The organism is Nannocystis bainbridge, assembly GCF_028368995.1.
GTDB lineage: Bacteria > Myxococcota_A > Polyangia > Nannocystales > Nannocystaceae > Nannocystis > Nannocystis bainbridge.
In genome coordinates, this window is sequence record NZ_JAQNDL010000005.1 from 641316 (window position 1) to 662595 (window position 21280).

Below are 21280 nucleotides of genomic sequence, written 5' to 3' on the forward strand. Positions count from 1 at the left end.
GCTGCCTCGCGATCGTCGCGCGTGTATCATGTTTCAGGTGTCGCTCCACGGCTACATCACCGTCGAGGTCCTCCACGAGGGGATGAAGTCGGAGGTGCGCCGTGCGACGCGAGCTGCCGATGGTCGGCTCGTGATCCTCAAGGTCCCGCGGGCCGAGTCCGTCACTCACCAGCGGCTCGCCGAGCTGCGCCACGAGTACGACGTCGCCACCCGGCTCAAGCTCGGCGGCGTCGTCCAGGCGCTCGCGCTCGAGGAGCGAGGCCTGCCCTTCCTCGTGTTCGAGGACTTCGGCGGCCTGTCGCTGACGCAGTGCTTCCCGTCGAAGGTCGGCGTCGCCAGCTTCCTCGACATCGCCCTCCAGCTGACCGAGACCCTGGCGGCGATCCACGAGCGCGGCGTCATCCACAAGGACATCAAGCCGGCCAACATCATCCTCAACCCGCGCACCGGCGAGGTGAAGCTGACCGACTTCGCCATCGCCTCCTCGCTCGCCACCGAGTCCGTCGCGCTCGCCGCTCCCGATCGCCTGGTCGGCACGCTCGCCTACATGGCCCCGGAGCAGACCGGCCGCGTCGGCCGCGGCATCGACCAGCGCGCCGACCTCTACGCCCTCGGCGTCACCTTCTTCGAGCTGCTCACCGGCCGGCGCCCGTTCGCCCAGAGCGACGCGATGGAGCTGGTCCACGCCCACCTCGCCCGCAGCCCGCCCGAGCCTTTCGGCATCGAGCCCAGCATCGGCCGCGAGCTGTCCGCCATCGTCCTCAAGCTGATGGCCAAGAACGTCGACGAGCGCTACCGCAGCGCCCACGCGCTGCGGGCCGACCTCGAGTACGTGCGCGCCACGCTCGGCGGCGACGCCACCCCGACCGCCGCGCGGCCGCGTCCCAGCGCCGAGTTTCGCCTGCCGCAGCGGCTCTACGGCCGCGCCGACGAGCGCGCCCGCCTGCTCGCCGCCTTCGAGCACGCCGCCGCCGGCGAGCGCGGCCTGGCCCTCATCGCCGGCTGGTCGGGCACCGGCAAGTCCGCCCTCGTCCACGAGCTCCACCAGCCGATCGTCGCCCGCCGCGGCCACTTCATCGCCGGCAAGTTCGATCAGTACAACCGCCACGTCCCGTTCGCCTCGCTGCTGCAGACCCTGCGTCAGCTCGTCGAGCTGGTGCTCGCCAGCCCGCTCGCCGAGGTCGAGCGCTGGCGTCGTCGCCTCGTCGAAGCTCTCGGCGCGCACGTGGCCGTGCTCGTCGACACCCTGCCCGACCTCGCGCACGTCGTCGGCGACCAGCCCCCGCCGCCGCCGGTCTCGCCGGCCGAGGCGCAGAACCGCCTGCACCTGGCCGTGCTGCGCTTCTTCGGCGTGTTCGCCGACAAGGGCCACCCGCTCGTGGTCTTCCTCGACGACCTGCAGTGGGCCGACGCCGCCACCCTGCGCCTGCTCGTCGCCCTCCTCGGCGACCTCGACCTGCGCCACGTCCTCGTCATCGGCGCCTATCGCGACCACGAGGTCGACGCCTATCACCCGCTGCGCAAGGCCATCGCCGAGCTCGATCGCACCGGCGCGACGATCGAGCGCATCGAGCTGACCCCGCTCGCGCTCGCCGACGTCGCCGCGATCGTCGCCGACGCGCTCGCCGAGACCCCCGCCGCCGTCGCCGACCTGGCCGCCGAGGTCCACCAGCGCACCGAGGGCAACCCGCTGTTCGTGCGCGAGTTCCTGCGCGTCCTCCACGGCGACGAGCTGATCCGCTTCTCGCCCGAGCACGGCCGCTGGACCTGGGACCTCGCGGCCCTGCGCGCCGCCAGCATCCCCGACGACGTCGCCGATCTGCTGCTCGAGCGGATCCGCCGGCTCACGCCCGACGTCCGCGCCCTGCTCACCTGCGCCGCCTGCATCGGCGCCGGGTTCGACCTCGACACTCTGGCCGCCGCCGCCGGCAGCTCGAGCAGCGAGATCGGGCCCGCGCTGTGGGAGTCGATCGGCCGCGGCCTCGTCGTCCCGATCGACCCCGAGTACCGCCTGTTGCCGTACGGCCACGGCGGTCAGCTGCCCAACGTCCGCCTGCGCTTCCTCCACGACCGCGTGCGCCAGGCCGCCTACACCCTCGTCGACGCCGACGCGCGCCCGCGCATGCACCTGGCGATCGGCCGCCACCTGCTGGCCACCCTGACCTCGCGCGATCGCTCCGAGCTGCTCGCGGCCGTCTCGCACCTCAACCTCGGTCGCGCCGAGCTCACCACCGCGGACGAGCGCACCGAGCTCGCCGCGCTCGACCTCGAGGCTGGCCGGCGGGCCAAGGCCGCCACCGCCTACGACGCCGCCGTCGGGTTCTTGCGCGTCGGCGCCGAGCTGCTCGGCCCCGATCACTGGCATAGCCACTACCCCCTCATCTACGCCCTCCACCTCGAGCTCGCCGAGTGCGAGTACCTGTGCGGCGACTTCGCCCGCGCCGAGCAGGCCTTCGACGTCCTGCTCGCCCACGCCGCCTCGCGCCGCGACGCCCTCGCCGCCCGCTCGCTGCGGGTCGTCCTCTACGTCACCATCGGCCGCTCCGGTGACGCCCTCACCACCGGCGTCGAGGCCCTGCGCCTCGCCGGCCTCGCCGTGCCCGACGGCGACGACGCCCTGCGCCAGGCCGCCGCCCGCGAGCGCGACGCTCTGCAGCGCCGCCTGGACGGCGCCACGATCGCCGCCCTCGCCGCTCGCCCGCGCGCCACCGACCCCGAGTTCTGCTCGCTCATCAAGCTCGTCACCGACCTGCTCGCCCCGTCCCAGCTCAATCACCAGCCGCTGTTCGAGTACCTCTGCCTGGCGCAGATCAACCTCAGCCTCGAGCACGGCCACGCCGACGCCTCGCCCTACGGCTACCTCGTCTACGCCTTTTACCTCACCACCTCGCGCGGCGCCGTGCGCGAGGCCCACGAGTTCGGCGAGGCCGCGCTCGCCGTCAACGAGCGCCTCGGCAACCTCGACCAGGTCCCGCGCCTGAGCTTCGTGTTCGGCTCGATCCTCCACTACTACCGCCCGCTGCCCGAGGTGCTCGAGTACCTCGAGCGCGCGCGCTTCCACGGCCTCGAGACCGGCGACTACATCTTCGTCTCCTACGCCTGCTCGCACTCCGCGATCGTCCAGTTCGGCGCCGGCACCCCGCTGCGCTCGGTCGCCGCCCAGACCGACGAATACCTCCACCTCATGCAGCGCACCCGCGTCGCCTCCTCGACCGCCGCGCTGCGGGTGGTCCGGCGCCTCGTCGCCTGCCTGCAGGGCGAGACCGACGGCGCCACCAGCCTGCACGGCGACGACTTCGACGAGGACGCATTCTTCGCCGCCGCCGAGCAGGGCCGCCTGACCTTCGCCACTCTGTGGTTCTGCATCGCCAAGCTCTACCTGTGCCTGCTGTACGGTCAGCTCGACGCGGCCCAGCGGTGGATGCAGGCCGCCGAGCAGCGCCTCCTCAACTCCTCCTGGTACCTCACCACCGAGCTCGCCTTCTACTCGGCGCTGGTCCACGCCGCCCTGCTGCGCCGCGGCAGCGGCGACCTCGAGGCCTCACGGGCTCGCCTCGAAGCGCTGCGCGAGCGCTACGCGGTGTGGGCCGCCTCGTGCCCCGAGAACTTCGCCGGCAAGCTCGCGCTCATCGACGCCGAGCGGGCCGCGATCGCCGGCGACGGCCTCGCCGCGCTCACCGCCTATGACGCCGCGATCGCCGGCTCGCACCGCGCCGGCGCCATGGCCACCGAGGCGCTCGCCGCCGAGCTCGCGGGCGCGTTCCACCTCAAAGCCGGGCGCGACAGCATGGCCGCCGCCGCGCTCGCCGACGCCGAGGCCGTCTATCGCCGCTGGGGCGCCGCCCCGCGGGCCGACGCCCTGCTGGCCGCGCACGGCAACCTGTTCCGCACCTACTTGCCGCGGGCCGTCGCGCGCCCGCTGCTCATCGGCGAGTCGCTCGAGACCTCGATCGTCACCGCCACCTCGGTCGACCCGCGGCTCGACCTCTCGAGCGCGATCAAGGCCGCCGAGACCTTCGCCGTCGAGGTCGACCGCCAGGCGCTGCTGCGCAAGTTCATGGCGATCCTCGTCGAGAACGCCGGCGCCGATCGGGGCGCGCTCGCCCTCGCCACCAGCGGCGGCCTCGTCGTCGTCGCCAGCTACGCCGCCGAACACGGCGTCGTCCTCCACGACGACCTCCCGATCAGCGAGGCCGACGTGCCCGCGGGGCTCGTGCGGGTCTGTCAGCGCAGCGGCCGGGTGCTCCTGCCCGAAGACGTCGACAACAACCCCAGCCTGCTCGGCGCCTACCTGCTGCGCGTGCGCCCGCTGTCGCTCGCCTGCTTCCCGCTGCTCAGCCGCGGCCAGCGGATCGGCGCGCTCTACCTCGAGAACCGCGCGATATGGGGCGCCTTCACGCCGCACCGGCTCGAGATCCTGCGCCTCCTCACCACCCAGCTGGCGATCGCCATCGAGAACGCGCGCATGTTCACCGCCCTCGACGAGGCCCGCCGCGCCGCCGAGGAGGCCAGCGTCGCCAAGAGCCGCTTCATGCTCAACGTCAGCCACGAGCTGCGGACCCCGCTCAACTGGATCATCGGCGCCTCCGAGATGCTCGGCGACGAGGCCGCCGACGACGGCCTCGAGACCATCGCCCGCGACCTCGAGAAGATCTCGCGGGCCGGCCGCGGCCTGCTCGGCATCATCTCCGACGTCCTCGACATCACCCAGCTCGAGTCCGGCCGCCTCGTGCTCGCCGCCGCCGGCTTCCCGATCGGCGAGGTCGTCCGCGAGGTCGTCGAGGCCAACCTCGCCGAGGTCGAGCGCAATCACTCGACGCTGCGCGTCCACGTCGACCCGCCGCAATTCGAGGTCGTGCACGACCGGGCCAAGCTCGCCCAGGTGATCGGCAGCCTCGTCCGCAACGCTTCTCGCTTCACCGAGCGCGGCACCATCGACCTGCGCGTCTCCTGTCGCGGCGACCGCCTGGTCGTCGAGGTCGCCGACACCGGCATCGGCATGAGCAAGCAGCAGCGCACCAAGATCTTCGACGCCTTCAGCCAGGTCGACGACTCGCCCACCCGCAAGGTCGGCGGCATGGGCCTCGGCCTCGCCATCTGCCGCCGCCTGTGCGAGCGCATGGGCGGCACGATCTCCGTCGTCAGCGAGCTCGGCACCGGCTCGACCTTCACCATCGACCTGCCGCGCATCCTCGGCCCTGGCCGCTGAAATTTCGCGCGGTTCCGAACGAGCGCGCCCGTTCGTCGGCATTCATCGCACCTGTCCCTACGGACATCTCACCCTCGCCGCGGCCGCGACCCGAGATCGGCGTTCGGCGCGAGACCCGACCTCCCGAGCCGGCCCCGCAATTGCGGCCGTTCGCCCTCGGCCCTCGGCGTTCGCGGCTACGGACGCGCCGGATGTTCGCCTCCTCGCGGCCTCGCTAGCATCCTCGGCTCGCGTAGGAGGTTGTTGCATGACCGCTGTCTCGACCCGTGCCACGGGCATCCATCACGTCTCGATCACCGTCAATGACTACGAGCGCTCGCGGGCGTTCTACACCCGTTTGTTCGAGCTCCTCGGCGGCCAGGTCGTCATGGACGTCGTCGGCGCCCCGCACAAGCACGAGGGTTGCCGCATGATGCTGCTCGCCGCTGGCGCCTTCATGCTCGGCGTGTGGGAGGCCGCCCCCGAGCACCGCGGCCGCGCCTTCGATCGCTACAGCGTCGGCCTCCACCACTTCGCCATCGCCGTCGAGTCGCGGGCCGCGATCGACGAGGTCCACCGGCGGCTCGTCGACGCCGGCGTCGAGATCCTCGACGCGCCCGCCGAGTACCCGTACGCCCCTGGTTACTACGCCGTCTTCTTCAACGACCCCGACGGCATCAAGCTCGAGCTCGTGCACGTGTAGCCAGCCCGAACGTCCGCCCCAGCTCGTCCAGCCAGTCCGCCTCGGTGCGGCTGGCGTCGATCGTCAGCGCCGGGCTCGGCGGCGCCGACCCGGCCAGCTCGCGGACCCCGCCCGTCAGCATCAGCATCGCGCGCTCGCCCGGCGTCACCTGGCCCTCGGCGATCGCCTTGAGCACCCCGACGCCGGTGAGCAGACCTGTCTTTTCGACCACCTCGTCCGAGCCCGGCAGCCGCGAGAACTCGAACCCCGCCGCCTGCATGCGCGCCAGCAGCGGCCCGCCGTGGCGCGCAACGTCCTCCTCGGACAGCGCCAGCATCTCCCCGCCGACCTCGCGCAGCAGCGCTGCCAGGCGCGCGTACTCGCGGGACGGATCGGTGTTGTAGAGCCCTGGCTCGAGGTAGCGGTCCGGCTCCGGGCGCACGTGCTCGCGCCCCAGCGTCGGCTCGCCCGCCTGCCACGCGCGCACGATCGGCGCGTTGGCCTCCTGCTGGAACCCGAGGAACCGCGGCACCTCGCTCCGGCGCAAAAGCCCCGCCCGCCGCAGCGCCGCGAAGCATTGATAGATCCCCGCCGGCCCGAAGCCTGCGCACACCGTCTGCGCCAGACAATCGATCCGCCCCAGCGCCGCCGCGCTCTCGAGCACGAACATCGCCCGCACCGCCGACGCTGCCATTCGCCAGCGCACATCGGGCACGTGCGCCATCCCGAACCGCTCGGCGAAGCTGCGCGCGATCTGCTTGATCTCGGGCTCCGGCAGATCGACCGCGATCAGGTGCACGCCCGCGCCGAAGTGATCGGCGCGCTGCTTGTAGAGCGTGCGGCGCGGCTGGAACAGGAACGCTTCGATCCCCGCGCGCGTCGCATAGGCCGCCAGCGCCGCGCTCAGGTTGCCGCCCGACGACGCCACCACCCGCGTCACCTTCGCCCGCCGCAGCAGCGCCAGCGACAGGCACGCGTCGAGCGCCTTGTACGTGCCGGTGAACATCCGGCTCGACTCGTCGCAGACGATCACCTCGCGCTCGCCCTCGCCCGCCAGCGCGAACGTCGTCGCCCCCTCGCCATGCGAGCAGGCCTCGAGGTCCGCCAGCGTCACGTCGACCGCCGGCCCCGGCACCGCCAGCACCTTGTGATAGCGCAGCAGGAGGCTCTGCGAGGCCGCGAACCGCCGATCGATCAAGGATCGCCACTGCTCTGCCATCCCCGCACCCACCGCGCCGAGACCCATGGTCCGCGGCGCGCGTCGCCCTGTCAAACACCGCCGCTGCGCGAGCGAGATCGCGACGGCGACCTCGGCGCGCGAGGAGTCTTCTCAGGCCGCGGAGGATGACGCGACGAACCTCGCGCGCATGGCGACGCGTCGCGCCCTCCGATACGATGCTCGCCCCGGTGGTGGCACGGTGGCGCTGCTCAAGATCGAATACCGCGACCCGATCGAGCCCGTGAGCGGCCTGCTGGTGATCGATCGCCTCGTCGACGGCGTGTGTGCCGGCGGCCTGCGGATCGCCGCCGACGTCGAGGCCGACGAGATCGCCGCGCTCGCCCGCAACATGACCCGCAAGCAGGCCGCGTACGCCTTGCCGGTCGGTGGCGCCAAGGCCGGCTTGAGGATGGCCCCCGATCACCCCGCGCGCGGCGAAGTCCTGCGTCGCTTCCTCTCGACCGTCGCCCCGCTCATCGAGCGCAGTTGGTCGGTCGGCCCCGACCTCAACACCACCATGGCCGAGCTGCAGCGGGCCGCCGGCGACGTCGGCCTGCCCTGCCTCAAGCTCGCCGTCGGCCGCAGCCGCGGCCTCGCCGATCGCGAGTTCCTGCGCCGCTACGCCATGCTCGACGGCGCGATCGACGGCTGGTCGGTGCACGCCTTACGCGCGCCCGCGGCCGTGCGCGCCGCCACCCTCGCGCTCGCCCGCGCTCTCGGCCGCAGCTCCGGCCTGCGGGTCGCCATCCAGGGCGCCGGCGCCATGGGCGGCGGCGCGGCCTACCTCCTCGATCGCATCGGCTGCCGCGTCGTCGCCTGGGCCGACGATCTCCGCTGCCTCGTCGACGAGGGCGGCCTCGACGTCGCTACCCTGCTGGCCGGCCGGCGCGAAGGTCGGCTGCCCGCCGTCCCCGGCGAAGCTCGCCCCTCCGCGGAGATCCTGCACGTCCCCTGCGACCTCCTGATCCTCGCCGCCGTCTCGCGCGCCGTCGCCGTCGACGCCGTCCCGCGGCTCGGCTGCGCCGGCGTCGTCGAGGCCGCCAACCTCGCCCTCGCCCCCGACGTCGCCGACGCCCTGCACGCCGCCGGCGTCCTCGTCATCCCCGACCTGCTCGCCAGCGCCGGCGGCTCGCTCGCCGTCGAGGCCCTCTACGCCGGCGACCCCAGCGGCCCCGCCGACGTCCTCGCCCACGTCGAGCGCCGCGTCGCCGCCCGCGTCGAACATGTCCTCGCGGACAGCCGCACCACCGGCCGCTCCCCGCGCGCGCTGCTCGAGGAGGCCCTCGATGGCCGCTGATGTGACATGTCCCTCGGGACACATCACGACCGGCCGCGCCCGCCCCGCCGCGGCGCGCACATTCCCCTCGGGACATGTCCCTAAAAACATGTCTGAACGAGCAGCGCGTCGGGGGACCCCGTGACCGCCGACCTCGTCTGGCTCGACGGCCAGCTCGTCCCGGCCGACGCCGCGCGCTTCGGCCTGCTCACTCACTCGCTGCACTACGGCACCGCCGTGTTCGACGGCGGGCGCCACTACCGGCTGGCCGACGGCGGCGTCGGCGTGTTCCGCCTCGACGACCACGTGCGGCGCTTCCTCGCCAGCGCCGCCGCCCTGTGGATGCCGCTGCCCTGGACCGCCCTGCAGCTGCGCGACGCCACCCTCGCCGTCGTGCGCGCCAGCGGTCGCGGCGACGGCTACGTCCGCCAGCTCGCCTTTTACGGCGACGCCCGCATCGGCCTCGGCGCTCGCAACCCCGTCCACGTCGCGGTCATGGCCTGGGACCCGAGCGGCTCGCCCGGCGCCCACGTCCGCGTGCGCATCGCCTCCATCGGCCACGGCGCCGGATGGATCCCCACTGCCAAGCACGCCGGGCACTACGGCCGCGCCTTTTTGGCCCTGCGCGAGGCCGAGGCCTCTGGCCACGACGACGCCCTCTTCCTCGGCGACGACGGCACCGTCGTCGAGGCCACCGGCGCCAACCTCTTCCTCGTCCGCGACGGTCGCCTCGTCACGCCTCCCGATCATCAGCCGCTCTTGCCCGGCTTCACCCGCGCCACCGTGCTCGCCCTCGCCGCCGACCTCGGCATCCCCGTGCTCGAGGCCCCTGTCCCGCGGCATCACCTGTTCGCCGCCGACGAGGTCTTCCTCGCCAACAGCGCCGCCGAGCTGCGCCCCGTCGTGCTCGTCGAGGGCCGGCCCTTGCCCGCGCCCGGCCCCGTCACCGCGCAGCTCGTCGCCCGCTACCACGCCGTCGTGCGCGGCGAGGATCCGCGGCATCGATCGTGGATCGCCCGCGTGGAGGCCCCATGATCGCCATCCTCGCCGCCAACGTGCGCGCCGCGCTCGGCGATCGCTCGCCCAAGATCACCGCTGACGCCGCCCAGGCCCTCGCGCGGCTCGCCGACCGCGCCTTCGCCGGCGACGACTACGCCGCCGGCGTCTATCACGGCCTCGTCTGGGACCTGCACGCCGACCCCGACCCGCGCACCTACGCCGTGCGGCGCTACCTCGTCGAGACCGGCTACGCCGTCGAGGAGGCCCACGTCCCGCGCCTCCCCGAAGCGCCTCTGCTCGCCCCCGATGCCTTGCTCGCGCGCCTGCAGGCCGAGCAGAACCAGCGCACCGGCCTGCGCCACCCGATGTCCGAGCACCTGTTCCACGGCCGGCCCAGCCTCGCCGACCTCAAGATCTACCTGCGGCATCACTGGCACCGCTCGCGCCTCTTCTACCGCGAGCTGACCGAGCTCGCCCTCAGCTGTCCCTTGGGCCATGCCAGCGTCCTGCACCGCAACCTCTACGACGAGACCGGCGGCGAGCACGGCGCCCAGGCTCACCCCGTCCTGCTGCAGCGGCTCCTGCGTCACTTCGATCTCCCGCACGGCTTCGACGATCGCCCCGCGCTGCCCGAGGCCCACGCCTACCTCAACAACCGCATCCGCTGCGCCCGTCACCCCAACCTCGCCTGGGGCCTCGCGGTCCTGTTCTCGCTCGAGGCCGGCACCCCCGCCACCCACGGCAACATCCACGCGCTGCTGCAGCGCTTCGATGTCCCCGAGCATGCCCGCGAGTTCCACCGCGTGCACATGAGCGCCGACGTCGAGCACGCGCGCGAGACCGCCGAGCTGATCGGCGCCGTCATTCAGAGCCCCGCGGATCAGGCGATCCTGTTCGCCTCGCTCCGCTACCACCGCGCTTTGGGCCAGCGCTACTTCGACGCCATCTGGCGCGAGATGCAGGCCACGCATGACGACCGCGACCGGTGAGAAGCTCCTCCTCGAACTGCTCGACGGCTTCCTCGGCAGCAAGCTGCTGATGACCGCCTACAAGCTCGACCTCTTCACCGCCGCCCGGGCCCCGATCGCCCGCGAGGCCCTGCGCGCCGCCAAGGGCCTGCCCGAGCGCTCCTTCAAGATCGTCGTCGACGGCTGCGTCGCCCTCGGCCTGCTGCACGAGGACGAAGACGGCCTCGTCACCCCGCCCGCGCTCGCTCCCTTCCTCGTGCGCGCCCCCGACCGGCCGTTTCAGACCACCACCTACTTGCTCGAGTACTACGACGAGGTCTACCGCGCCCTCGCCGACATGGACGCGCTCGTGCGCAGCGACGGCGCCGCCTCCCCGTTCAAAATGCGCGACTACTTCAAGGACGACGTCGCCGCCGTCGACCCGCAGGTCGCCGCCGAGTATTCGCGCTACATGGACGCCACGATCGCCCGGATCGTCGAGGTCGTGCTCGCCACCTATCCTTTCGGACAGCACCGCAAGCTGCTCGATCTGTGCGGCAACACCGGCAGCTTCTGCGCCGCCATCGTCGCCGCCACCCCCGGGCTTCACGGCGCCTTCCTCGACGTGCCCGCCTGCGTCGACATCGGCCGCCGCCAGCTCGCCGACCGCCCCGAGCTCGCGGGCCGCGTCGAAGCGATCGCCGGCGACGTGTTCCGCACCCCGCTGCCGCCCGACTGCGACGTCATCACCATGTGCCGCTCGGCCATGGACTGGGGCGACGAGCGCATCGGCGCCGTCTACCGCCGCGCCCACGAGGCCTTGCCCGCCGGCGGCCGCTTCCTCGTCATCGAGCGCATGCTGCCCGAGCGCGTCCTGCCCGAGGCCCTGCCGATGTACCTGCGCGGCGTCTACTTCCTCGCCAAATCGGAGAGCACCCGCTACCGCTCGCCGCGCGAGCACCTCGCCCTGCTGCAGGCCGCCGGCTTCACCGCGATCGAAGAGCTCGAGCCCCCGCGCGCTCCCTACGAGTTCTTCCAGTCGATGCGGATCCTCGTCGCCACCAAGTGATTCTTTCACGGGACGCTCGCACGACCTCATCGCTCGCTCGCACGACGTGATGCCTACCCCGCTGCCCAGCCTCGCCGCGATCGCCCGCGTCCCGCACGACCTGCTGGCCGCCGCCGTCGCGCTCTGCCTCGATCCCGTCGCCCTCCCGGTCCTGCTGCAGGCCCTCGACCTCGACCTGCTCTCCCGCCTCGCCCGCGGCCCCGCCACGCTCGGCGAGCTCGCCGATGGCACCGGCGACGTCGCCCTCGAGATGACCCTCGAGCTCGGCCGCGGCTTCGGCCTGTTCACGCTGTGCGACGATCGCCACGGCCTCACCGACCTCGCCACCACTTGCTTCCTCGCCACCTCCCCGCTGCGCCTGCTCGGCCTCGTCGATCGTCACCGCCGCTACGTCGCCGCCATCGCGGCCCTGCCTGACGCCTTACACAGCACCCCGCGTGCCGACCGACGCGTGTGGTCGCAGCAGGCCGACCAGGGCGCCCAGGCCGACTACTTCCGCGCCCGCGCCGGCTTCAACGAGGCCAGCCGCGACTACTTCCGCGACACCGCGGCCCTGCTCGCGCGCGCCCACTGCGAGCGCGACCTCGCGGCGCACCGCGTCGTCTGCGACATCGGGGCCGGGCCCGCGGCCTTCGCCGCCATCCTCAAGTCCGCCGCGCCGCACCTGCAGGTCCACGCCGCCGAGGTCACCTACAAAGATCCCGCCTACCTCGCCACCACCGCCGCCGACCTGCAGGGCCTCGAAGTCGCGCTGCACCCCGTCAACGTCCTGCACGAGCCGCTCCCGCCGGCCATCGATCTGCTGACCGCCAACCGCCTGTTCTCCGGCCTCGGCCGCGACGGCGCCGAGGGCTGGGCCCGCCGCCTGCACGCCGCCCTCGCCCCGGGCGGCACGCTCGCCCTCGTCGATTTTTTCGCCACCGGCGAGCCCGCCCACGATCGCTCCGTCGCCGCCCTCGTGGCCCTGTGGATGGCCTGGAACCGCCACGAGCTGCAGCGCGCCCCGATCGTCGAAGCCCACGACGATCGCCGCGCCTGGGGCTGGAACCCGCCGTGGCGCTGCGACGAGCTCTCCGACCTGCTCGCGCGCGTCGGCTTCCGCGACGTGCGCTCGCGCAGCGTCGTCCCCCCGTTCGCCCTCGTCGAGGCCCGCAAGTGATCTCGCGCGACCCCACGCCCTGATCGCCGTGCTTCCACGGTATCGCAGGCACGCTCCCGGCCGCCTCACGCCTCGCCGCTCCGCCCGCCTCCTTCTGCCTCGAGCTTCGCAGTGACCACCGACCCCACGCCCGTGCGCTGCTGCGACGTCGTCTGCCGCGACCTCGCCCTCGACAACGTGCTCGTGCACGGCGTCCACAGCCGCGAAGCTCGGGTCGTCGCCCGCGACGCCGCCGAGGCCCTGCTGGCCGCGCGCCGCTTCCGCCCGCTCGCCGAGCACATCGACCTCGCCACCCGCGGTCGCCCGGCCGAGGAGGCCGCCAACATCGGGAGCGGCCTGCTCGCGCTCGCCGAAGCCGGCATGTTCGTCTCCTTCGCCGAGCTCCGGCGCGTCTGCGTGCGCGACGACGAGCCCCCGCCGATCGACCTCGTCGCCGTCCCCAGCGCCGAGCGCCCCGCCATGGCCGAGCGCGCCGTCGCCTCGCTGATCGCCGACGGCCAGCGGTTCGCGCGCGACCGCGAGCTCGTCGTCGCCGACGGCTCGCGCGATCCGGCCACCCGCGCCGACTATCGCGCCCGCCTCGGCGCCCTCGCGCGCGCCCACGCGGCCCGGATCACCTACATCGGCGACGACGAGCGCCGCGTCTTCGTCGAGCGCCTGGCCGCGCGCGGTCACGACCCCGACCTCGTCGCCTTCGCCCTCGCCGACCGCGAGCACACCGGCATGGCCTATGGGACAGGTCGCAACGCCCTCCTGCTCCACGCCGTCGGCCGCCGGCTCGTCAGCCTCGACGACGACGTGATCGCCCGCCGCGTCGACCCGCCCGAGCCGCTGCCCGGCCTCGCCGTGTTCACCGGCGAAGGCGAGGGCTACGACAACTACCAGCCGCAGGACATCCGCTTCTACCCCCACCGCGCCGCCGCCCACGCCGACGCGCGCTGGTCGCACGACGAGGCCCTCGGAGGCCACGCCGGCATGCTCGGCCGCTCCCTGCCTGCCCTGCTCGCCGCCGTGCCCGCCGGCCAGCCGATCGACCTCGACGACTGCCTCGACCGCGCCATCCTCCGCCGCCTGCGGGCCGGCCAGGGCCGCGTGCGCGTCACCTTCCAGGGCCTCCTCGGCGACCTCGGCTGGTACGCCCCGACCTGGTGCCTCCTCTTCGAAGGCGACAACCGCCAGCGCCTGCTCGCCAGCGAGGACGACTACCGCCGCGTCCTCGCCTCCACGCGTCAGGCCCTGCGCCTGGTCCGCCGCGCCACCGTCGGCGACGGCCGCTACTGCCAGGGCGCCGTGCTCGGCCTCGACCACCGCGACCTCCTGCCGCCGTTTATCCCCGTCGGCCGCTACGAGGACGGCGTGTTCCGCACCACCCTGCGCGCCCTCGACGACACCGCGCTCTTCGGACATGTCCCTTCGGCCCTGGTCCATGAGCCATGTCAGGAGCGCGCCTGGGCCCCCGGCGACGTCTGGCGCCCCGGCGGCTGGGTCCGCTTCGGCGAGCTCGTCGTCCAGTGCCTGCGGTCCGCCCCGGCGCCGACCACCCCCGCGCGGCTCGGCGAGCACCTCGGCGAGCTCGGGCGGCTCCCGCCCGCCGATTTCCGCGCCTTCGTCTCCGGCCGGCTGTGGCGGCAGAAGGAGCTCTACGCCCGCCACCTGCAGCGCCTGCTCGCCCGCCACGGCGGCGCGCCCGCCTGGTGGGCCGACGACGTGCGGCGCCACCTCGGCGCGGTGGCCGAGCACGCCGCCCACCGCGACTATCCGGCCCCGCGCGACCTCCTCGGTGAAGCCGGCGACCCCGACCGCGCCCTCGCCCGCGCCCAGCAGCTCGTCGCCCGCTTCGGCGCGCTGCTGGCCGCCTGGCCCGACATTCGCGCCACCGCTGCCGAGCTCGCCCGCGCCGGCCACCCGCTCGGCGCCCCGCTCGCGTAATCATCGCTCCTGCGGATTCACCGCGGAGCCCCGGGCGCGCTCCCAGATCCGCCGGAGAACATCGTAAGTCGAGGGAAGGTCCCCGCGGCAGCGACAGCGCCGACGAGGCGCCCCATTCTCCGGGGCATGACCGGACCGCAGCGAATCGCAGCAGCACGCGCGTTCGCCTGCGGACGGCCCACGAACCGCGATTACGCGCCTCTCTTCGTCAGGCCGGCTTGTAAATCGTCGCCGTCGGCCGGTCCCACCGCCATGCCCGCGAGCGGCGATCTCCCGACAATGTCCGCAGTCAATGCCCGCAGCAGCGCGGGCGCCCGATCGCTGCGATCGGCGTCGCGGCCGCCCCGCCGCCTCGTCGCCGATGTAAGCCCAATCGCTACCTCCCGCCGCCTTTCGGCGAAACACCGTCGCAAATGTGGGCAGGACCCGCGAGGCGCCCACATCACCCGCCGCCGCGCCCGGCCGACGGGTGTTCACAACACCACGCGCTCGCCCCATCGCCTCCGGCGTGAACAATCGCCGCACGCGGATCGAAACAATCGAGCCCCGTCGGCGCTCCGCCGGCTCGCCGCCGAATCATCGCTATCGCCGCGAGACCCCGGCTGCGGCCGCCAGGGCCCGCTGCGGGCCGCCGACTGCCACCAGTCCAATGGCGCGGTTCCGCGTCAGAACTCCACTTCGCACGACGCCGCAATGCCACCGCAAGCGCCGGCGGGCCCCTGTGGCCTGCGATCTTCATTGTCGCCTGTCGCCGTCGGATCCGGACAAACCGACTCTGCCGTAAGGTCACCGTGGTCCGCCCAATCGCATGTGTGGCGCCCGCAGCACCGGCGCCTGCTCTCTTTTTGGTTGCCTTCCACCGCGTTCCTCGCGATGATGAAAGCGCGTCGAAACGGCTAGCACTCGCTATCCGGGGGCCGCTCATGGCGAGCGGTCCCGCGAAGGAGTTGTCATGGGTAATACATCGAATCAGATCAAGAAGGCCATGGAAATTGACGGGGCGATCGCCGCGGCGATTGTCGATAGCGAGAGCGGCATGACGCTCGCCACCGCCGGTGGCGGCGCCGCGTTCGACATCGAGGTGGCCGCCGCCGCCAACACGAACGTCGTCCAGGCCAAGCTCAAGGCCATGGCGAGCCTGCGGCTCGCGGACGAGCTGGAGGACATCCTCATCACCCTCGGCAAGCAGTATCACATCATCCGCCCGCTGCGGCGCACCCCGGCGGTCTTCTACTACCTCGCGTGCGAGCGCAGCCGGACCAACCTGGCGATGGCACGCCGGTCCCTGGCCGAGATCGAGCACGCGACGACGCTCTAGGCCGATCCCGGACCGAAGCGTCGGCGTGACGGCCGTGCGCGCCGACGCTGCGCATTGGAGGCGTTTACTTTGGCTTCGCTGTTTATCGTCGACGACGATTCGCAGTTCCGCAGCGCCCTGACGCGCGAACTCGAGGGACGCGGCTTTCAGGTCGCCTCGGCCTCCTCGGTCCACTCTGCTCTGGCGGCTCTGGCGAAGCGCCCGGCCGACGTGGTCCTCACCGACCTGTGGCTGGGCGGTCCCGACGGCCTCGACCTGCTCAAGCTGCTCCCGAGCGTGTCGCGACGGTCGCGCACGATCGTGATGAGCGCCCACGCCAGCGCGCGCGATCATCAAGTCGCCACCGAGCTGGGCGCCGTCGACATCCTCCTCAAGCCGTTCTCCTCGACCGAGCTGCTGCGATCGATCCAGAAGGCGATCGACTGCGAGACCGGCTTTCAGGGCAGCGTCCACGGCCTGTCGCTCATCGACATGGCGCAGATGTTCCACCTCTCGCAGCGCTCGGTCACCATCGTCGTCACCCACGCCGACCAGCCGTCGAGCAAGATCCACATCCGGCGCGGCGAGATCATCGACGCCGCCCACGGGTCCGCCTCCGGCTGCAGCGCCCTGCGGGCCATCCTCGCCAGCTCGTCCGGCACCCTCCACACCACCAGCCTCGAAGAGGACGTGGTCCCGACCATCGCCGCGCCCTTCGACCAGCTGCTGCTCACCAGCCTGACCCAGCTCGACGAGGAGCAGCACGAGGAGCAGCGGGCCGCCGCCGGCGAGACCGTGTTCGAGTTCGAGGGCGTCGACGACGACGAGCCCGCCGCCCCGCGCCCGGCCGCCGCGCCGACCCGCGTGCCTGCGCTCGACGCCGCTTGCCGCCGCCTCGGCGAGTCGGTCGACGGCGCGCTCGTCTGCGCCGTCGTCGACCTCGCCAGCGGCGACCTGCTCGGCTATCACGCGCGCCGCATCGGCGCCGTGCCGCTGACCGAAGCGGCGCTGGCGGCCGCCGGCGTCGCTCTGTTCGGCGGCCGGCTCGCGCTCGGTCGGCTGCAGGAGGTCCAGCTGACCGCCGCCGAGCACTACGTGTTCGCCAGGCGCCTCGCCGGCCGCGATTGGTCGCTCGTCCTCTGCACCGACCGATCGATCAGCATCGGCCTCGGGTGGGCGCAGCTGCGCGCGCAGATCGGCCTGGTCGAGTCGCTGGCGACGTGAAGCAAGAGGAGACGGACATGGCAGTCTTCGAACCAGACCGCGGGAGGATCGTCCTCCGCATCGTGTACGACGGCCCCGGGCGCGCCGGCAAGACCACCAACGTCGAGCAGCTCGCGCGCATCTTCGGCGCCCAGCCCGGCGACGAGCTGCAGGTCCACCCGGCGGCTACCGGTCGCACGATCTTCTTCGACTGGTTCAGCTTCGACGGCGGCATGCTCGACGGCCAGCAGCTGCAGATCCAGGTCGTCACCGTGCCGGGCCACAAGAGCCTCGAGCCGCGCCGCGCCCACATCCTCCACGGCGCCGACGTCGTGGTCCTCGTGTGCGACAGCGCCGTCTCCGGCCAGGACTCCGCGCGCGAGATGCTCGACAGCCTGCGCGAGCACCTCGGCAAGCGCGCCGACCACGTGCCCCTGTTGGTCCAGGCCAACAAGCAGGACCTCCCGAGCGCCATGTCGCCGCCCGAGCTCGCGGCCGCGCTCGGCCTCGGGCCCGACGTGTCGGTGCTCGGCGCCCAGGCCTCGGCCGGCATCGGCGTGCGCGAGACGGCGATCGACGCGATCCGGGCGGCCGTGCGGCAGATGAAGCTGCGCACCACCCACGACGGCCTCGGCGCCGTCGCCGGGCGGGCCGGCACCGCCGAGCAGCTGCGCACCGCCCTGCAGGCCCTCGATAACCACGGCACCCAGCGCGACGACGACGCCGCTCACGCCCGGCCGCGCGCCCCTTCGGACGAGGGTCGCGTCGTCTACATCCGCTCGGCCAAGCTCGTCAGCCAGCTCGGCGGCGAGGCCGACGCCGTCGGCCGCGCGCGCACGCGGGCCCCCGAACCTGTCCCTTCGAGCATGTCCGAACGGCCCGAGCCCGCGCGCCCGGCCAGGCCGCGGATCCCCGTCTCCGCCATGTTCCTCGAGCCGGTCCCCGACCCGCCCGACATCCCCGCCGCCCCGCCCGCGGCCGTGCGCGTCCCGCCGCCGCCCGTGCTCTCGCTCGCCGACCCGCCGGGCCCCGCCGTCGCGCCGCTCGAGCTCGATCCCTCCGACTCGACGGCGCTCGCCAGCGATGCCTCTTCGAGCGACATCTTCGCGACCTCCGAGCGCATCACCGCACCTGTCCCCGAGGACATCCAAGCTCCCGCCTCTTCGCCGAGCGAGCCTGCGCCGAACGTCAGCGCTCCCGCCGACCCGGCCCCCTCCCACGCACCTGTCCCCGAGGACAGCAATGCGGTCGCCGAGGCCGGGCCTCCGGGCGAGCTCCCGCCCGCGGCGCCCCACGCACCTGGCCCCAAAGCCAGCACCATCCCCCCCCCGGCCGGGCCGTCCCCACAACCTGTCCCCCAGGCCAGCCAGACGAGGACCCCGTCACCCGGCCGGCCACCTGCTCTCAAGGACAGCGCCCTCGCCCGATCGGCCAAAGATCTGCGGGAGCGACTCCGCGTCGCCCCGCTGACCCACGAAACTGTCCCCCAGGACAGCCCCTCGATCACGGCCGCCAAGCACGCCCTCGCCGTCCCCGCGGCCCGCGCAGCCGGCAGCTCCCCAGCCGCATCTGGCCCGCAGGACCCGCGTCCTACATCCGCCCGCGCTGCGTCCGAAACTCCTGTCCAGGAGGACAGCAGCGCTCCCTCGTCCGCCGCCTCCCCGCAGCCCACACCTGGCCTCGAAGCCAGCACTTCACAGGCTGTCCCTAAGGACAGCCAAGACTCTGCCGCCGGTCACGCTGCCACGGCCAGCCCGAGTCTCGCTTCCGAACCCGTCGCCGAGGACATCGCCTCCTCCTCGCCTGTCCCCGAAGACAGCCCTGCCCCAGCCTCCGAGCACCCCCCCGCGGCCAACCAGAACCTCGCGTCCGCTCCTGCCCCCGAGGACATCACCCCAACCCCATCTGTCCACGAGGACAGCCCCGGCCCCTCCTCAGTCTCCGAGGACCGCTCGAGCCTTCCGTCCTCCCCTGTCCCCGAGGATATCACCGCATCCTCGCCTGTCCTCGAGGACAACCCAAACCCGGCCTCCGCTCCCGAGAATCAGCCCCCTCCGTCTCCCAAGGATATCACCCCATCATCACCTGTCCTCGAGGACAGCCCACCCGCAACCTCCGCCCCCGAGACTCAGCCCCCTCCGTCCCTCGAGGATATCACCGCATTCTCGCCTGTCCCCGAGGACAGCCCACCCGCAACCTCCGCCCCCGAGACTCCGCCCCCTCCATCCCCCGAGGACATCGCCTCATCCCCGCCTGTCCCCGAGGATAGCCCAAACCCGACCTCCGCCCCCGAGACCCAGCCCCCTCCATCCCCCGAGCACATCGCCTCATCCCCGCCTGTCCCCGAGGACAGCCCACCGCCCGTCCCCGACCCGCAGCCCGCTCCATCCCTCGACCTCCCCCCGCCGCGCCCCGACCTGCCTCCTGGCCACGTCTGGCCGGTCCCTGGCGGCCGTCATGTCCTCGAGCGGATCGCCGACGCCTCGCTCCACCGCGCCAGTCCTTCCGGACATGCCCCCTCGAGCATGCTCTTCGAGACAGGTGATTTCCGCCTCCACACCCGCCCCGAGTGGCGCTTCGCCGACCCCGAGCAGGGGCGCGCCGCGCTCCGCGACCACGTCCGGCGGGCCGCCCGGCTCGGCCCCCTGCTCCCGGCCGACACCGCCATCGCCCTCGCGCCCACCGGCGCCAACGACGAGCACCTCCTCTGGCACATCGTGCCCGCGCTGGATTCGCTCGGCCAGGCCATCGAGCGCGCCCCCGAGAGCGAGCGTCCGCAGCAGCTCGCCCGCCTCGCCGCCGCCTACGCCACCGCCTTGCGCCTGCTCGCCCGCGACGGCCTCGCCCTCGAGCTCGCCCCGCACGCCTTCGCCGAGCAGCACGGTCGCTGGGTCTACCTCGGCGCCCGCCTCGGCGGCCCTGCATCCGCCACCGAGGTCCTGGACGCCCTCCTGCGCCCCTCCCTCGACCTGCCCTCGCGCACGGCCTGGCTCGACGCCCTCGAGCAATCCCTGCCCACCACCCTCACGCGCGACGACGTCGCCGCTCTCGGCCTCGACCCCGAACTCGCCACCGCCAGCGACGAGCCCTCGACCCGCCTCCGCGCCATCCTCGCCCGCTGCAGCTGATCCGTCCGCCCGGGCCCTCGACCTCTCTACAACTCCACAATCATTCCGCCACGTCGACCCACGCCCCTCCCGTCAGCCGCAGCAGCGCCACCTCATCAAAAATCACCGGCCGCCGCGGATCTTTGCGCGGGCTGACCCGCATCAACGGGCTGCGCCAGCGCCCATCCAGGCTGTCGAGCGCGGCCAGCAGCCCCGCGCGCGACGGGCACGGCCCCGCGCGGCGCAGCAGCTCCACCGTCAGCTCGGCCAGCGCTTGCCCGCCGATGCTCGTCCCCGTCACCTCGACCTGCGGCGCGCGGCGGGCCATCAACTCGCGGTGCCCCGCGATCGCCGGAGAACCTGACCCTTCGGCCATGTACAGCCAGTGCGCCCCGACCACCCCCTCGCCCGCCGGCCCGAGCAGCGTCGTCAGCCCGTCGACGAACCCCACCAGCCAGCGCGGCGCGAACCCGCGGCCGCGCCCGTGAACGATCGCCGCCGCCTCCTGCTCCGGCCGCACCACCAGCAGCACCGCCTCCACGCCCGCCGCCTGCATCGCAGCCACTGCTGGCTCGATCGCCTCGCCCGCGCCCAGCCAGCGCGAGCACGTCGGCGCCCGCCCGAGCCCCTCCGCGAACCCGGCCACCCAGTCGCGGCCGAAGTCCGTATCGTACGTGATCGTCCCGACCCGCCCGGGCGCGCGCACGTGCTGCCCGAGCGCGCGCCCGTTGACGTGGTACGGCACGTTGGCCACGAACATGTTCGCCCGCGGCGGCTCGGCCATCGCCGACGCCCCCGTCACCACCGCCAGGTCGGGCATGTTCGCCGCCGTCAGTCGATCGATCACCGTCGCGTGCGGCGGCGTGCCCACGCACATCAAGAACCCGAGCAGCGCCGGCCCGGCCAGCAGCCGCTCGACCACCGCCGGCGTCTCGCCCGGATCGTAGCGATCGTCGCCGACGACCAGCTCGATCGGGTGCCCGTGCACCCCCCCCGCCGCGTTGACCTCGGCGAACAGCGCCTGCGCGGCCCCGGCGATCTCGCCGAACATCGCCATCACCCCGGAGAGCGGCGCGTGACAGCCGAAACGAATCGTCTCACCCGGCCGCAATTTTTCTTCAAATTCCATCCTCGACCCTCCTGTCGCCCTCATCCGCCATGCAAGTGCCATGAATCGAACCCGCGATCTCCGCCCTGCGGACATT

General features: G+C 73.1%; 13 protein-coding genes. 11 read left to right on the plus strand and 2 right to left on the minus strand.

Translation table 11 applies throughout. From position 1 onward, the window contains the following. The first annotated feature begins 37 nt into the window (after positions 1-37). Together POL25_RS42920 and POL25_RS42925 are read left to right on the plus strand one after the other, a co-directional pair. The gene (locus tag POL25_RS42920; RefSeq protein ID WP_272092262.1) at positions 38-5209 is read left to right on the plus strand and encodes a sensor histidine kinase; all 5172 of its coding nucleotides are present in this window, start codon (positions 38-40) and stop codon (positions 5207-5209) included. 247 nt (positions 5210-5456) lie between these two features. Then, positions 5457-5891 carry a VOC family protein gene (locus POL25_RS42925; protein ID WP_272092263.1) on the plus strand — a complete coding sequence of 145 codons (435 nt, stop codon included), beginning with the start codon at positions 5457-5459 and terminating at the stop codon, positions 5889-5891. On the opposite strand, the gene POL25_RS42930 is transcribed toward POL25_RS42925, so the two are convergent. Continuing rightward, positions 5866-7089, minus strand: coding sequence for a pyridoxal-phosphate dependent enzyme (locus POL25_RS42930; protein WP_272092264.1), 1224 nt, complete (start codon positions 7087-7089; stop codon positions 5866-5868). The two genes, POL25_RS42925 and POL25_RS42930, sit on opposite strands and share 26 nt — an antisense overlap. A 148-nt stretch (positions 7090-7237) precedes the next feature. On the opposite strand from POL25_RS42930, the gene POL25_RS42935 reads away from it, so the two are divergent. From POL25_RS42935 to POL25_RS42975, 9 genes are all read left to right on the plus strand, one after another. Next, on the plus strand, positions 7238-8386 hold the full coding sequence (locus POL25_RS42935; RefSeq protein ID WP_272092265.1) for a Glu/Leu/Phe/Val dehydrogenase dimerization domain-containing protein: 1149 nt from the start codon (positions 7238-7240) through the stop codon (positions 8384-8386). 120 nt (positions 8387-8506) lie between these two features. Next, positions 8507-9400, plus strand: a complete 894-nt coding sequence (locus tag POL25_RS42940; RefSeq protein ID WP_272092266.1) for an aminotransferase class IV — start codon at positions 8507-8509, stop codon at positions 9398-9400. Continuing rightward, positions 9397-10353 (plus strand): iron-containing redox enzyme family protein, encoded by a 957-nt coding sequence (locus POL25_RS42945; protein WP_272092267.1) that lies wholly within the window; start codon positions 9397-9399, stop codon positions 10351-10353. Before POL25_RS42940 ends, POL25_RS42945 begins: the two co-directional genes overlap by 4 nt. Beyond that, positions 10334-11380: a methyltransferase gene (locus POL25_RS42950; RefSeq protein ID WP_272092268.1), complete on the plus strand. Its 1047-nt coding sequence runs from the start codon at positions 10334-10336 to the stop codon at positions 11378-11380. Before POL25_RS42945 ends, POL25_RS42950 begins: the two co-directional genes overlap by 20 nt. 49 nt (positions 11381-11429) lie before the next feature. Then, positions 11430-12539, plus strand: a complete 1110-nt coding sequence (locus POL25_RS42955) for a class I SAM-dependent methyltransferase (protein ID WP_272092269.1) — start codon at positions 11430-11432, stop codon at positions 12537-12539. 111 nt (positions 12540-12650) lie between these two features. Further along, positions 12651-14468 (plus strand): hypothetical protein, encoded by a 1818-nt coding sequence (locus tag POL25_RS42960; RefSeq protein WP_272092270.1) that lies wholly within the window; start codon positions 12651-12653, stop codon positions 14466-14468. A 952-nt stretch (positions 14469-15420) separates the two neighbouring features. Beyond that, positions 15421-15786: a hypothetical protein gene (locus POL25_RS42965; protein WP_272092271.1), complete on the plus strand. Its 366-nt coding sequence runs from the start codon at positions 15421-15423 to the stop codon at positions 15784-15786. A 69-nt stretch (positions 15787-15855) separates the two neighbouring features. Next, a complete protein-coding gene (locus POL25_RS42970) occupies positions 15856-16989 on the plus strand; it encodes a response regulator (RefSeq protein ID WP_272092272.1) in 1134 nt (377 codons plus the stop codon). Between the two features lie 17 nt (positions 16990-17006). Further along, the gene (locus POL25_RS42975; protein WP_272092273.1) at positions 17007-20096 is read left to right on the plus strand and encodes a GTP-binding protein; all 3090 of its coding nucleotides are present in this window, start codon (positions 17007-17009) and stop codon (positions 20094-20096) included. Positions 20097-20136: 40 nt separating this feature from the next. Here the strand turns inward: POL25_RS42975 and POL25_RS42980 are convergent, their stop codons facing one another. Next, positions 20137-21204: an ABC transporter substrate-binding protein gene (locus POL25_RS42980; RefSeq protein ID WP_272092274.1), complete on the minus strand. Its 1068-nt coding sequence runs from the start codon at positions 21202-21204 to the stop codon at positions 20137-20139. Between the last annotated feature and the right edge of the window lie 76 nt (positions 21205-21280).

Excerpts from the sequence above, each read along its gene's own strand:
- POL25_RS42945 (WP_272092267.1), top strand. The coding sequence starts at position 9,397 with ATGATCGCCATCCTCGCCGCCAACGTGCGCGCCGCGCTCGGCGATCGC.
- POL25_RS42980 (WP_272092274.1), bottom strand. The coding sequence starts at position 21,204 with ATGGAATTTGAAGAAAAATTGCGGCCGGGTGAGACGATTCGTTTCGGC.
- POL25_RS42950 (WP_272092268.1), top strand. The coding sequence starts at position 10,334 with ATGACGACCGCGACCGGTGAGAAGCTCCTCCTCGAACTGCTCGACGGC.
- POL25_RS42965 (WP_272092271.1), top strand. The coding sequence starts at position 15,421 with ATGGGTAATACATCGAATCAGATCAAGAAGGCCATGGAAATTGACGGG.
- POL25_RS42925 (WP_272092263.1), top strand. The coding sequence starts at position 5,457 with ATGACCGCTGTCTCGACCCGTGCCACGGGCATCCATCACGTCTCGATC.
- POL25_RS42975 (WP_272092273.1), top strand. The coding sequence starts at position 17,007 with ATGGCAGTCTTCGAACCAGACCGCGGGAGGATCGTCCTCCGCATCGTG.
- POL25_RS42955 (WP_272092269.1), top strand. The coding sequence starts at position 11,430 with ATGCCTACCCCGCTGCCCAGCCTCGCCGCGATCGCCCGCGTCCCGCAC.
- POL25_RS42930 (WP_272092264.1), bottom strand. The coding sequence starts at position 7,089 with ATGGCAGAGCAGTGGCGATCCTTGATCGATCGGCGGTTCGCGGCCTCG.
- POL25_RS42935 (WP_272092265.1), top strand. The coding sequence starts at position 7,238 with ATGGCGACGCGTCGCGCCCTCCGATACGATGCTCGCCCCGGTGGTGGC.